General features: G+C 63.7%; 13 protein-coding genes. 10 read left to right on the top strand and 3 right to left on the bottom strand.

All coding sequences use genetic code 11. The features are described from left to right. The first annotated feature begins 23 nt into the window (after positions 1-23). Positions 24-635, top strand: coding sequence for a chloramphenicol acetyltransferase (locus ACN0SC_RS08300; protein WP_417249194.1), 612 nt, complete (start codon positions 24-26; stop codon positions 633-635). A 4-nt stretch (positions 636-639) separates the two neighbouring features. Here the strand turns inward: ACN0SC_RS08300 and phnF are convergent, their stop codons facing one another. Beyond that, complete coding sequence (gene phnF / locus ACN0SC_RS08295) at positions 640-1,356, bottom strand: phosphonate metabolism transcriptional regulator PhnF (protein ID WP_417249193.1); 717 nt, start codon at positions 1,354-1,356, stop codon at positions 640-642. A gap of 96 nt (positions 1,357-1,452) precedes the next feature. On the opposite strand from phnF, the gene phnG reads away from it, so the two are divergent. Genes phnG through phnN form a run of 7 tightly spaced genes read left to right on the top strand, consistent with a single transcriptional unit; the run spans position 1,453 to position 6,554 of the window. After that, positions 1,453-1,908, top strand: a complete 456-nt coding sequence (gene phnG / locus ACN0SC_RS08290) for a phosphonate C-P lyase system protein PhnG (RefSeq protein ID WP_417249192.1) — start codon at positions 1,453-1,455, stop codon at positions 1,906-1,908. Beyond that, complete coding sequence (phnH, locus tag ACN0SC_RS08285) at positions 1,908-2,477, top strand: phosphonate C-P lyase system protein PhnH (RefSeq protein ID WP_417249191.1); 570 nt, start codon at positions 1,908-1,910, stop codon at positions 2,475-2,477. Before phnG ends, phnH begins: the two co-directional genes overlap by 1 nt. Continuing rightward, a complete protein-coding gene (locus ACN0SC_RS08280) occupies positions 2,477-3,574 on the top strand; it encodes a carbon-phosphorus lyase complex subunit PhnI (RefSeq protein WP_417249190.1) in 1,098 nt (365 codons plus the stop codon). Before phnH ends, ACN0SC_RS08280 begins: the two co-directional genes overlap by 1 nt. Continuing rightward, positions 3,571-4,494 (top strand): alpha-D-ribose 1-methylphosphonate 5-phosphate C-P-lyase PhnJ, encoded by a 924-nt coding sequence (locus ACN0SC_RS08275; RefSeq protein WP_417249189.1) that lies wholly within the window; start codon positions 3,571-3,573, stop codon positions 4,492-4,494. The genes ACN0SC_RS08280 and ACN0SC_RS08275 overlap by 4 nt, the downstream gene beginning before the upstream one ends. A 5-nt stretch (positions 4,495-4,499) precedes the next feature. Next, on the top strand, positions 4,500-5,300 hold the full coding sequence (gene phnK / locus ACN0SC_RS08270) for a phosphonate C-P lyase system protein PhnK (protein ID WP_417249244.1): 801 nt from the start codon (positions 4,500-4,502) through the stop codon (positions 5,298-5,300). A gap of 27 nt (positions 5,301-5,327) precedes the next feature. Next, positions 5,328-6,011, top strand: a complete 684-nt coding sequence (phnL, locus tag ACN0SC_RS08265) for a phosphonate C-P lyase system protein PhnL (protein ID WP_417249243.1) — start codon at positions 5,328-5,330, stop codon at positions 6,009-6,011. Continuing rightward, complete coding sequence (phnN, locus tag ACN0SC_RS08260; protein WP_417249188.1) at positions 6,012-6,554, top strand: phosphonate metabolism protein/1,5-bisphosphokinase (PRPP-forming) PhnN; 543 nt, start codon at positions 6,012-6,014, stop codon at positions 6,552-6,554. On the opposite strand, the gene ACN0SC_RS08255 is transcribed toward phnN, so the two are convergent. Next, complete coding sequence (locus tag ACN0SC_RS08255) at positions 6,536-7,225, bottom strand: DUF1045 domain-containing protein (protein ID WP_417249187.1); 690 nt, start codon at positions 7,223-7,225, stop codon at positions 6,536-6,538. The two genes, phnN and ACN0SC_RS08255, sit on opposite strands and share 19 nt — an antisense overlap. 77 nt (positions 7,226-7,302) lie before the next feature. Here ACN0SC_RS08255 and ACN0SC_RS08250 point away from each other — a divergent pair, with 77 nt between their 5' ends. After that, positions 7,303-8,442, top strand: coding sequence for an alpha-D-ribose 1-methylphosphonate 5-triphosphate diphosphatase (locus ACN0SC_RS08250; RefSeq protein ID WP_417249186.1), 1,140 nt, complete (start codon positions 7,303-7,305; stop codon positions 8,440-8,442). Between the two features lie 22 nt (positions 8,443-8,464). On the opposite strand, the gene putA is transcribed toward ACN0SC_RS08250, so the two are convergent. Next, a complete protein-coding gene (gene putA, locus ACN0SC_RS08245) occupies positions 8,465-11,872 on the bottom strand; it encodes a bifunctional proline dehydrogenase/L-glutamate gamma-semialdehyde dehydrogenase PutA (protein ID WP_417249185.1) in 3,408 nt (1,135 codons plus the stop codon). A gap of 118 nt (positions 11,873-11,990) precedes the next feature. Between putA and ACN0SC_RS08240 the strand changes: the two genes are divergently transcribed. Continuing rightward, complete coding sequence (locus ACN0SC_RS08240) at positions 11,991-12,455, top strand: Lrp/AsnC family transcriptional regulator (protein WP_417249184.1); 465 nt, start codon at positions 11,991-11,993, stop codon at positions 12,453-12,455. Positions 12,456-12,480 lie beyond the last annotated feature (25 nt).

Genomic DNA, 12,480 nt, shown 5'->3' with positions numbered 1-12,480 from the left:
GCGGCTTTGGGGAGAATAGTGACATGACGAAGCTCGGCCTTGAACCGCTCATCCACGAGGGCGCCCAACTTCACGCGGTGACATGCGACGCCTATGTGGAGATCGGCGAGGGCAGCCGCATTCTCTACACTCATTTCGGCGCCTATTCCTACTGTGACCGCTACGCCGAGATCGCCAATGCGCGGATCGGCAAGTTCGCAAATATCGCCGCCTTCTCGCGGATCGGCCCGACCGACCACCCGATGTCGCAAGCCTCGCTGCACCACTTCCTTTACCGCTCCGCCGATTACTGGGACGACGCACCCGAGGATGACGCCTTTTTCGAGCAACGTGCGGCGCGGCTGGCTCATATCGGCCATGACACTTGGATCGGCCACAACGCAGTGATAAAGCCCGACGTGACCATCGGCCATGGTGCGGTGGTGGCCTCCTCGGCGGTCGTCACCCGCGACGTTGCCCCCTACACCATCGTCGGAGGCATCCCCGCCAAGCCGATCCGTGCGCGGTTCACGTCTGAAACCGCAGAACGGTTGATGGAGATGGCGTGGTGGGACTGGGATCACGCGACCCTGCGTGCGCGGCTCGATGATTTCCGCCACCTGCCGATTGAAGCTTTCGTCGAGAAATACGGATAGGCAATCAGTCGGGCGCGACCGTCAGCGCCACCTTGTTGCCCGCAAAGCGTGTGGTGCCATATTCCACGGGCACGCCTTCAGGATCAGTGTTGACCGCCACGGCGCAAAGCACGGGATCACCCTCGCGCAACCCCAGATGCACCGCAGTCACCGCATCGGCCAGTTCCGCCGTGATCCGCGTGTCGCGGCGCAGGTAATCGGGGATATCGCACAGGCGGAGCGCCTCGGTCACAGATGAGGTCTGCGCCAGCGCCGCCTCGATCCCTACCCCGCCAAGACGTCCCGTGGGAAAGACCGATACGAAATGCGCCAGAGGCGAGGCCCCCGACATGGACACGCCCTCATAGACCGTGACGGACGCACCCGCCTCCAGATCGAGCGCCTCCGCCTCTTGCACACTGGCGGGGCGGGTCTCGACCCTGAGCGGGCGTTTGTGCGCCAGTCGTCCCGTGGCAACGATATTCTGGTGAAAGCGCGTGCGTTTGCCGATGGGATAGTCGGCAGGCGATTGCGTGACAAAGACCCCCGCCCCGCGCCGCGTGCGTACCGCGCCCTGCTCCACCAGATCGGCCACAGCCCGCCGCACGGTGTGGCGATTGACACCGAACCGCTGCGCCAATGCGGCCTCGGTGGGAAGCTTGTCCCCCTCGGCATAAAGCCCCTGCGCGATCTCGCGGGCGAGCGTTGCGGCAATGGTCTTCCAGATCGGGCTACGCGCCATTTGTGTCACCTAAACTTCACAAGACTCTTGTTGCCGCTCCATGTGGCGGCCCTGTATAATTTGTATAGTTGTCTAGTATAGAAGGCAAGATGTCTAATGACCGATCTGACACCTGATCAACGTGCCCGCCAATCGTGGATGGGCACACTGGCGAAAGCCCCGCCTGTCCGTCTTGAGGCGCTTATGGATGCTCTGGGCGACCTGCCCGAGGCCACGTGGCTGCAACCGCCCGAAGTCGGCACCGTCATGGTGCGCGGGCGTACGGGCGGCACGGGAGCCGCGTTCAACCTTGGCGAAATGTCCTTGACCCGCTGCGCACTAAGGCTCACGAGCGGCGAGGTCGGACATGCCTATGTGCAGGGCCGCGACAAGGCCCATGCCCGCCGCGCCGCGCTCATTGATGCGCTGATGCAGACCGACCGCGCCCCTGAATTGCGCGCAGCCGTGCTGGAGCCTCTGGAAACAGAAGCTCGCGCCGCGACCCTCGCCCGTGCGCAGAAGGCGGCGGCGACAAAGGTTGATTTCTTCACAATGGTCCGAGGAGAAGATTGATGGAACAGATCTCGCTTGCGGGTGGCTTCACCGATGCGCCCGTCCAATCCGCCCATGCCTTTCGCGCCGCACTCGACGTGCTGGCCCGCCCCGGCACGATCCGCGAGATCGAGGGCGGCACCGCTCCCGCCCCTGTCTCGCAGGCCGCAGCCACCTTGCTGCTCACGCTGTGCGATGGTCAAACGCCGATCCATCTGGCGGGGGCGCATGACTGCAAACCCGTGCGCGACTGGATCGCCTTCCAAATCGGGGCGCCTGTAAGCGACCGCGCAAACGCCGCTTTCGCCCTTGGCACATGGGAGGCACTTGCGCCGCTTGACGCCTTCCCTATCGGCACGCCCGAATATCCCGACCGCTCCACAACGCTCATCGTCGAGATGGAAACACTCGCCCCCGACGGCGCACAGCTAACAGGACCGGGGATCAAGGAAAGCGCGGCTTTGAACCTGCCTGAAACAGCGGCCTTCGCCCGCAACGCCCTGCTCTTCCCGCTGGGGCTTGATTTCTACTTCACCGCGGGGCGCCAAGTGGCTGCCCTGCCGCGCAGCACAAAAGTGGAGGCGCTCTGATGTATGTTGCCGTCAAGGGTGGCGAGCGCGCCATCGACAATGCCCATGCGTGGCTGGCCGAAGAGCGCCGTGGCGACACGGATCTGGCCGAGCTTTCGGTGGCGCAAATCCGCGAACAGTTGAGCCTCGCCGTCAACCGCGTCATGGCGGAGGGCTCGCTCTATGACCCCGACCTCGCCGCATTGGCGATCAAACAGGCGCGCGGCGATCTGATCGAGGCGATCTTCCTCATCCGCGCCTATCGCACGACCCTGCCCCGTCTGGGCCATGCGCATCCCGTGGACACGGGCAAGATGACCTGCGACCGCCGCATCTCCGCGACCTTCAAGGATGTGCCTGGGGGTCAGATGCTCGGGCCGACCTTTGATTACACGCACCGCCTGCTGGACTTCAAACTGATGGCCGAAGGGGAGACGCCGCCCGCCGCGACGCAGGACACGGTGCCCGAAGAGATGCCGCGCGTCACCGAGTTCCTCAACCGCGAAGGCATGATCCAGAGCGAAACCCGCGACGACACGCCCCCGCGCGATCTGACACGCGAGCCGCTGGAATTTCCCGCAGGCCGCCCCCTACGCCTGCAATCGCTCACCCGTGGGGACGAGGGGTTCGTGCTGTCGATGGCCTATTCGACGCAACGCGGCTACGCACGCAACCACCCCTTCGTGGGCGAATTGCGCATCGGCAAGGTCGCCGTCGAGATGGACATCCCCGCCCTCGGCTTTGCAGTGGAAATCGGCGAGATCACCGTCACCGAATGCGAGACCGTCAACCAGTTCACAGGCTCCAAAACCGAGCCACCCCAGTTCACTCGTGGCTATGGCCTTGTCTTTGGCCAGACCGAACGCAAGGCGATATCGATGGCGCTGGTGGACCGTGCGCTTCGTTGGGAGGAATTGGGCGAGGACAACATGGGCGCACCTGCGCAGGACGAGGAATTCGTTCTGGCGCATTCCGACAACATTCAGGCGACGGGCTTTCTGGAGCACATCAAACTGCCCCACTACGTCGACTTCCAATCCGAACTGGAACTGGTCCGCAAGCTGCGCCGCGAGGCGCAGGCCGAACGCGGAACCCCCGCACAGGAGGCGGCGGAATGAGTAATTTCACAGCCATAGACCAATGCAGCGACGCCCCCGAGGATCAGGCTTACAACTTCGCCTATCTCGACGAGCAAACCAAACGCATGATCCGCCGCGCGATCCTCAAGGGCATCGCGATCCCCGGCTATCAGGTGCCTTTTGCAAGCCGCGAAATGCCCATGCCCTACGGTTGGGGCACGGGCGGGGTGCAGGTCTCGGCGGCCTGCCTGACGCCTGAGGACACTTTCAAGGTGATCGACCAAGGTGCGGATGACACCACCAACGCTGTTTCCATCCGCAAGTTCTTCGAACGCACGGCGGGGGTGGATGTGACCGAACACACCCGCGCGGCCACCGTGATCCAGACCCGCCACCGCATCCCTGAGGAGCCGCTGACCGAGGGCCAGATCCTCGTCTACCAAGTGCCGATCCCCGAACCGCTGCGTTTTCTGGAGCCGCGCGAGACGGAGACGCGGAAGATGCACGCGCTGGAGGAATACGGGCTGATGCACGTCAAACTCTACGAGGACATCGCGCGTCACGGTAATATCGCCACCGCCTATGCCTATCCCGTCAAGGTGGAAGGCCGCTACGTGATGGACCCCTCGCCCATTCCGAAGTTCGACAATCCGAAGCTGGAAATGGCCGCGATCCAGCTATTCGGCGCGGGCCGAGAGCAGCGCATCTATGCGGTGCCGCCCTACACCAAGGTCGTCTCGCTGGACTTCGAGGACCATCCCTTTGACCCGTCCAAGGCCGACCATCCTTGCGATCTGTGCGGGGCGGAGACGAGCTATCTCGACGAGGTGATTATCGACGACGAGGGCGGGCGGATGTTTGTTTGCTCGGACACCGATTTCTGCACCTGCCGTCAGGCCGAAGGGCATCGCGGGCGTCTGTCGCCGACAGCGATGCAACATGAGGAGGCGGCACAATGAAGGACATGGCCGATATGAATACCTGCGACACGCAGACCACCCCGCTTCTAAGCGTGCGCGATGTGGTCAAGACTTACGGCGCGCGGACGGGCTGCGCGGATGTATCCTTTGACCTCTATCCGGGCGAAGTGATGGGCATTGTGGGGGAATCCGGTTCAGGAAAATCCACGTTGCTCAACTGCCTCGCGGGCCATCTGGAGCCCGATCAGGGACAGGTGCTTTTCGACACGCGCACGGGGGGACTGACCGATACGCTCACCATGTCGGAGCCCGAGCGGCGAGTGCTGTCACGCACCGAATGGGCCTTTGTTCACCAGCACGCCCGCGACGGGCTACGCATGTCCGTCTCGGCGGGCGGCAATGTGGGCGAGCGCCTGATGGCCGTGGGCGCACGGCGTTACGACACGATCCGCGCACAGGCCATCGACTGGCTGGGCCGCGTGGAGATCGGAGAGGACCGAGTGGACGACCGTCCCTCGGCCTTCTCTGGCGGGATGCAGCAACGCCTTCAAATCGCAAGAAACCTCGTGACGGGGCCGCGCCTTGTCTTTATGGACGAGCCCACGGGGGGCCTTGATGTCTCGGTGCAGGCGCGACTTCTCGACCTGCTGCGCGGGCTGGTCCGCGAGATGGGGCTATCGGCGATTATCGTCACCCACGACCTCGCGGTTGTGCGCCTTCTGGCCGACCGATTGATGGTGATGAAAGACGGGCGCGTGGTTGAGGCGGGGCTGACCGATCAGGTGCTTGACGATCCGCAGCACGCCTACACCCAACTTCTTGTCTCCTCCGTATTGCAGGTGTGACCCATGACCTCTTCCCAAACCTCCCCCATGATCCACATTGAAAACGTCTCCAAGACCTTCACGCTCCACAACCAGTCCTCCGCCGTGATCCGCGTCATGGAGGGCGCGACGTTTGACGTAGCCAAAGGCGAATGCGTCGCGCTCACAGGCGACAGTGGCGCAGGTAAATCCACGCTCATGCGGATGATCTACGGCAACTACCTCGCCGCCACGGGCACGATCCGTGTGGGTGAGACCGATGTGGCCTGCGCCGCCCCGCGCGAGATTATTGCCCTGCGCCGCCAGACGCTTGGCTATGTATCGCAATTCCTGCGCGTGGTGCCGCGTGTGGCAACTCTCGACGTGGTGGCCGAGCCGCTTTTGTCGGTCGGCTGCCCGCGCGAACAAGCCCTTGATCGCGCGCGCGACCTGCTCACGCGGCTCAACATTCCGCAGACGCTCTGGGGTCTTTCGCCCACCACCTTCTCGGGCGGGGAGCAACAGCGGGTCAATATCGCACGCGGCTTTGCCCATACCTACCCCGCCCTACTGCTCGACGAGCCGACCGCCTCGCTGGATGCCACCAACCGCGCAACGGTGCTTTCGCTCATCGACGAGGCCAAGGCACGCGGCGCGGCGATCATCGGGATTTTCCACGACAAGCCCGCCCGCGACCATGTGGCAGACCGCGAGATTGATGTCTCCGCCTTCACCCCTGCGAAGGTGGCGTAAATGGCGGGACGGTTGATTGCGGTTGTCGGCCCTTCGGGTGCGGGCAAGGACACGCTCATAGATGCGGCCATGACGGCGCGGCCCGATTTGGTCAAAGTGCGGCGCGTCATCACGCGGCCCGAAGATGCGGGTGGTGAGGATTTCGAGGGGATCAGCGCGGCGGAATTTACCAAGCGCGTGGCGGCGGGCGGTTTTGCCCTGCACTGGAACGCCCACGGGCTGCGCTACGGCATCCCCGCCGCGATTGACGCCGACCTTGATGCAGGGCGCGATGTGATCTTCAACGGGTCACGCGCGGTGCTGCCGCTGGCCCATACATTCTACCCGACACTCGCCATCCTGCACGTCACCGCCTCGCCCGCCACGCTGGCGGGACGCCTCGCAGCTAGGGGCCGCGAGAGTGCCGAGGAGATCGAGAAACGGCTGGCGCGGGCAAGCTACCACATCGCGCCCGACCTCCCCGTGCGCGAAATCCGCAATGACGGGGCGCTTGAGGAGGCTGTTGCAGCCTTCCTCGCCGCCCTTCAGCCCGAAAGCGCGTAGCGATGCAGGAGATGGAAACGACCGTCCTGCGCCTCGCCGAAGAGGCACAGGTCAGGCACGATGAAGGGCGTGGGCAGAAGCGGCGCGAGATGGGGTCGCAGGGCCGCTTCGACCGCCCGTGCGTCCTCCTCCGCCAAGTTGCCCGTCAGCGTCAGGTGGAATTTGAATTCGTCCATCACGTAGGGGTAGCCCCAGCGGGCAAGATTTTCCTCCTGCGCGGGGCTGAGACCCGCACCGCGACGACGCGCAAGCTCGGCTTCGCTGGGCGGTGCGCGGTGGTGGTCGAGGCTCTTGACCACCTCGCTGGCCAATGTGGCCAGATCGGAGGTCTCTCCCACAGGCACCAGAGCCAGAAACCCGCCCAGACGCTTGAGCGCCAGACCGTCACACCACACGGGCGAAAGCTGTGTCGCGAGTGCGGCCAAATCAGCCTCCAGCGCCTCCCGCGTCGCGCCATCCGCGAGGCGGAACGGCGGTTTGATCGTGCCGTGGAACCCGTATTTTCGGGGCGTAACGGTGATCTCCTCCGCTGGCGCGGGCAGGCCTTCAATCAACGGGTGCGCACATGTGACACCTGCCAGAGCATCCCAACCCAGCCACCGAGCGGTGAACTCCCAAAGCGCGCCCTCGGGCGGCGCAAAATAAACAGCAAATCTCGTAAATTTTTCCATGGTGCCCACCTAGCCTCTTCGTGTCACACTTCCGTGACACATATGTGGCACGCAGTGGTCCGTGATAGGGGACAACAATGCAAGACTTGATTTTTACCAATGCGCGCATCGTGTGCGAAAGCGAAGAGTTCACGGGCACCTTGGTTGTGCGCGACGGGATGATCGCGGAAATGGACACGGGCCGCTCGCAGGTCGCGGGTGCGCTGGATCTGGGGGGTGATACGCTGATCCCCGGTTTGGTCGAGCTGCACACCGACAACCTTGAGCGCCACATGGAGCCGCGCCCGAAGGTGGACTGGCCCCATGCCGCCGCCATCCTTGCCCATGACGCGGAACTGGCCTCGGCAGGGATCACCACGGTTTTCGACGCGCTGCGCATCGGCTCGATCCATGCCAAAAACACAACCTACGGGAAATACGCCCGTTCGGTGTCGCACGAGATCATGCAACTCCGCGAAAAGGGTGCGCTCAAAATCAGCCACTACCTGCACCTGCGCGGCGAGGTTTGCTCGGAAACGCTTGAGGAAGAGTTCGCCGAGTTTACGCCCGAGGACCGCGTGGGGCTTGTCTCGCTGATGGACCACACCCCTGGTCAGCGGCAGTTCCGCGACCTCTCCGCACTCAAGACCTATGTGCAGAAAAAGCGCAGCATGAGCGACGCGGATTTCGAGGAGCATGTGGACCATCTTCTGAACCTGCGCGAAGCCAATGGCACGCGCCACGAAGCGGCCACAGTGCGCGAGGCTGCGCGTCTTGGGGCGGTTCTCGCCTCCCACGACGACACCACCGCCGATCACGTTGAAGTCTCGCGCGGCTATGGCGTGCGCGTGGCGGAATTCCCCACCACAATCGAGGCCGCGCAGGCGTGCAAACTGCATGGCATTGCGGTGATGATGGGCGCGCCCAACCTCATTCGAGGCGGCTCCCATTCGGGCAATGTCGCGGCGCATGAATTGGCGTCACGCGGTCTGCTCGACATTATTTCTTCGGACTATGTGCCCTATGCGCTTTTGTCCTCGGCCTTCCTTCTGGCGGACCTTTGGGACGACCTGCCCCGTGCGATTTCCTGCGTCACAGCGGCGCCAGCGCGTGCGGTGAACCTCGACGATCGCGGGCGGCTGGCAGTAGGCCTGCACGCCGATATGGTGCGGGTCGCGCGGATCGAAGGCACACCCGTGGTCCGCGGCGTGTGGTGTCACGGGCGGCAGGTGGGCTAAGCCACCCCCGCCCGCGCGGCATTCATCCCGCCAGAAGGGCCGCGTTGCCCCCCGCCGCTGTTGTATCGACGCACAGGTGCCGCTCGTGGAGAACATGGGCGGCGTCGGGCATGGCGGTCAGCAGCGGCGTGATCGCCCCTGTTCGTGCGGCCAAAGCCTGCGCCATCTCCCGCGCGGTGGTCGCATCGCCCCACCACAGCACCGCCGAGAACCCCTCAAGGGTGGCCAAGCGTTCAGGCGCGAGGCGTCCTGCCACCTCGACGGCTTCCCCGCCCAAGGCCCTGACCGCCTCCGCCTGCGCACGCGCTGCTTTTTTTCCTGGCCCAAGGCAGAGCACGGGCGGGCGGGCATAGGTGGACAGACGGTTCAACTCACCCGTCGGCCCTGGCATCAGGCGCTCTTCCCTGAACGCGGCTTCAGCGCCGTCCAACGCTGCGACGAGAGCGGTCTCATCTGCCTCGACCTCCCATTCTGCCACTTCCGAAACAGGCGGCTGGGGCGCATAGAAGCGCGGCACATAGTGCGGCCCGCCCGCTTTCGGTCCTGTTCCTGACAGCCCCTCGCCGCCGAAAGGTTGCGAGCCAACGATTGCGCCGATCTGGTTGCGGTTGACGTAGGTGTTGCCAACATGGACCGCCTCGCAGACCTCCTGCACCCGATCATCAATCCGCGTGTGCAGACCGAAGGTCAGCCCGAAGCCACGCGCATTCACTGCCTCGACGACCTTCCCCAGATCACGCGCCTTGAAGCGAGCAACGTGCAGGACGGGGCCAAAGACCTCACGATCCAGATCACCGATCCCGCCCACCTCGATCAGCGTCGGCGCAACAAAGAAGCCCCCCTCGGGCGTGCCAACCTGATGAAGAATGGCGTCGCGGTGCGCCTCGATATAGGCGTCAATCCCCGCCTTGGCTTCCGCGTCGATCACGGGACCGACATCACAGCTCAGATCCCACGGGTCGCCCACGGTGAGCTGGTCCATCGCGCCCTTGATCATGGTGATGACCTCATCGGCGGTGTCTTCCTGAAGATAGAGGCAGCGCAGCGCAGAGCACCTTTGTCCCGCCGATTGGAAAGACGAGGCCACGATATCGCGCACAGCCTGTTCGGCCAGCGCGGTGCTGTCCACCACCATCGCGTTCAACCCACCCGTCTCGGCAATGAGCGGCGTGCCAGCGTCGAGGTTTTCGGCCATCGTGCGATTGATCCGCTGCGCGGTTTCGGTGGAGCCTGTGAACACCACGCCTTTCACGCGCGGATCGCGGGTGAGCGCGGCACCAACCACGCCCCCCTCGCCCGTGAGCAGTTGCAGCGCGGATTTCGGCACACCCGCCTCGTGGAGCAGTTGCACGGCGTAGGTGGCAACAATGGGGGTTTGCTCGGCGGGTTTGGCCAGCACCGCATTGCCCGCCATGAGGGCTGCCGAAATCTGACCCGTGAAGATCGCAAGCGGGAAGTTCCACGGGCTGATCGCGGTGATGATCCCGCGCGGGGGACGTGTCTGGTCTTCTCCCTCGCCCGCGTAGTAGCGCAGGAAGTCCACCGCCTCGCGCACCTCCCCCACGGCGTCGGGCAGAGACTTGCCCGCTTCCCGCGCGAGAATGTTAAACAGTGGCCCGAAGTGCGTCTCGTAGAGCATCGCGGCACGGCGCAGCACGGTGGCGCGCTCGGCAGGTGGGGCGTCCCAGATTTGCGCGTCATCGAGCGCCCGCGCAACGGTTGTCGCATCGGCCTCCATGACCGTGCCAACCGCCTCGCCTGTCGCTGGGTTAACGACCGTGCGGCTCTCACCCGATGGCATGGCAACGGTCACAGGGTGGCCCTCGGGCAACGCCCCTGCCCGCGCGGCCTCGATCGCGGCCAGTTCCTCGTCATCGGCCAAATCCCAGCCGCGCGCATTCTCGCGAGCTTCTCCGAAGATACGGGCGGGATGCACCAGACCTTCAGGCGGTGTGGCGGTTTCCAGCGCCTCGAAGGGATCGCGGGCAATTTCCTCGGGCGCCACATCCTCATCGACGATCTGGTTGACGAAAGACGAGTTGGCCCCGTTTTCCAGAAGCCGCCGCACGAGATAGGCCAGAAGATCACGGTGCGCACCCACAGGCGCATAGATGCGGCAATGCCCGCCCGTCTCCTTCAAAACAATGTCGTGGAGCCGCTCGCCCATGCCATGCAGACGTTGAAACTCATAGGGCCGCCCCTGCGCCAACTCCTGAATGGCTGCAACGGAATGGGCGTTGTGGGTGGCGAACTGCGGGAAGAGGCGGTCGCCATAGCCAAAGAGTTTTTCAGCCAGACAGATATAGGAAACGTCCGTGGCCGCCTTATTGGTAAACAGCGCGAAATCGGGGTGCCCCATGACCTGCGCATGTTTCATTTCCGTATCCCAATAAGCCCCTTTCACCAGACGGATGTTGAGTTTGCGGTCATGGCGCGTTGCCATGTCGTAGAGCGCGTCAATGGCGGGTGCGGCGCGTTTGCCGTAGGCCTGCACCACCACGCCGAAACCCTCCCAACCTGCAAGCGCCTCATCGGCGAGAACCGCCTCGATCACTTTGAACGACAGCACCAGACGGTCCTGCTCCTCGGCGTCGATCTGGAAGCCGATATTGGCCGCGCGGGCCTGACGGGCAAGACGGGAGACCACGGGCACCAGTTCAGCCATGACCCGCGCCTCTTGGGCGACCTCGTAGCGGGGATGCAGGGCGGAAAATTTCACCGAGATACCCGGATTGTCGAGAATGCTTTGCCCCTTGGCCCGTGCGCCAATGGCGGCAATGGCATCGGCATAATCGCGGGCGTAGCGCTCGGCGTCCTCCTGCGTGCGTGCCGCCTCGCCCAGCATGTCGAAAGAATAGGTGTAGCCCTTTTCTTCCTGCGCCGCACCGCGTTTCATCGCCGCTTCGATGGTCTCACCCAGAACGAACTGACGCCCCATTTCCTTCATCGCGCGCGCCACGGCGGCACGGATCACAGGCTCGCCCAGACGCCGCACCGCACCACGCAGGGTGCCCGCGATACCAGGTTTGCTTTCCTCCAGCACCTTGCCCGTGAGCATGAGCGCCCATGTCGAAGCATTCACCAGCGAGGAGGCAGCGGTGCCAATATGGGCGTTCCACTCGGAGGGCGCGATCTTGTCCTCGATCAGCGCATCGATGGTGAAACTGTCAGGCACCCGCAACATCGCCTCGGCCAGACACATCAGCGCTACACCTTCGCGCGTGGACAGACCGTATTCGGCGAGGAAATGCTCCATCAGGGTCGGCTTGGCCTCGGTGCGGATACGGCGCACGAGGGCGGTGGCACGCGTCACCATCGCGGCCCGCGCCTCGGGCGTGATTGCGGCGTCACGGATCAACTGGTCATGAACCACCTGCTCGTCGGCATATTTCGCGGACAGGCCAAGCGTCGGGAAAGAAGGGCTTTGCATCGGGACGGCTCCAACAATGTGCGATTTTCACCAGTTGTATCGGGAGATATATGGACGTTGCGCCTATTCATCACTTATTTCATAGTCACAACGACCATTTTATAGCGGAATTTCAGGCATGACCGACCTTCTCGACGCAACCAACCGCAGAATCCTTGAAGCGCTTGTCGCCAATGCACGGATTTCGATGACCGAACTGGCGCGAACCGTGGGCCTGTCAAAAACCCCCGTGGCGCTCAGGGTAAAGCAGATGGAGGAAGCAGGCCTCATCACGGGCTACCGCGCCATTCTCTCCCCGCTCAAACTGGGGCTGACCCATGTCACCTATGTCGAGTTGACACTTTCGGACACGCGCCAGAAGGCTCTGGAGGAGTTCAACGCAGCGGTGCGGCTCATTCCCGAAGTTGAGGAATGCTACATGATCGCGGGCGGCTTTGACTATCAAATCAAGCTGCGCTCGCGCGATATGGCGCATTTCAGGTGGGTGATGGCGGAGAAAATATCGACGTTGCCCTTTGTCACCAACACCACGAGCTACGTGGCGATGGAGGCCGTGGTCGAACAGAAATGGGTCGAAGTCTGACCACCCCACCCCAAAGAAAAAGGGC

It is taken from the genome of Celeribacter sp., assembly GCF_048261515.1.
Lineage (GTDB): Bacteria > Pseudomonadota > Alphaproteobacteria > Rhodobacterales > Rhodobacteraceae > Celeribacter.
Note: the sequence above shows the minus strand (reverse complement) of the source record. Positions and strands in the feature narration are given on the sequence as shown.

What these genes read in the sequence shown, in the direction of transcription:
- ACN0SC_RS08300 (WP_417249194.1), top strand. Translation starts at nt 24, where the DNA reads ATGACGAAGCTCGGCCTTGAACCGCTCATCCACGAGGGCGCCCAACTT.
- phnF (WP_417249193.1), bottom strand. Translation starts at nt 1,356, where the DNA reads ATGGCGCGTAGCCCGATCTGGAAGACCATTGCCGCAACGCTCGCCCGC.
- phnG (WP_417249192.1), top strand. Translation starts at nt 1,453, where the DNA reads ATGACCGATCTGACACCTGATCAACGTGCCCGCCAATCGTGGATGGGC.
- phnH (WP_417249191.1), top strand. Translation starts at nt 1,908, where the DNA reads ATGGAACAGATCTCGCTTGCGGGTGGCTTCACCGATGCGCCCGTCCAA.
- ACN0SC_RS08280 (WP_417249190.1), top strand. Translation starts at nt 2,477, where the DNA reads ATGTATGTTGCCGTCAAGGGTGGCGAGCGCGCCATCGACAATGCCCAT.
- ACN0SC_RS08275 (WP_417249189.1), top strand. Translation starts at nt 3,571, where the DNA reads ATGAGTAATTTCACAGCCATAGACCAATGCAGCGACGCCCCCGAGGAT.
- phnK (WP_417249244.1), top strand. Translation starts at nt 4,500, where the DNA reads ATGGCCGATATGAATACCTGCGACACGCAGACCACCCCGCTTCTAAGC.
- phnL (WP_417249243.1), top strand. Translation starts at nt 5,328, where the DNA reads ATGATCCACATTGAAAACGTCTCCAAGACCTTCACGCTCCACAACCAG.
- phnN (WP_417249188.1), top strand. Translation starts at nt 6,012, where the DNA reads ATGGCGGGACGGTTGATTGCGGTTGTCGGCCCTTCGGGTGCGGGCAAG.
- ACN0SC_RS08255 (WP_417249187.1), bottom strand. Translation starts at nt 7,225, where the DNA reads ATGGAAAAATTTACGAGATTTGCTGTTTATTTTGCGCCGCCCGAGGGC.
- ACN0SC_RS08250 (WP_417249186.1), top strand. Translation starts at nt 7,303, where the DNA reads ATGCAAGACTTGATTTTTACCAATGCGCGCATCGTGTGCGAAAGCGAA.
- putA (WP_417249185.1), bottom strand. Translation starts at nt 11,872, where the DNA reads ATGCAAAGCCCTTCTTTCCCGACGCTTGGCCTGTCCGCGAAATATGCC.
- ACN0SC_RS08240 (WP_417249184.1), top strand. Translation starts at nt 11,991, where the DNA reads ATGACCGACCTTCTCGACGCAACCAACCGCAGAATCCTTGAAGCGCTT.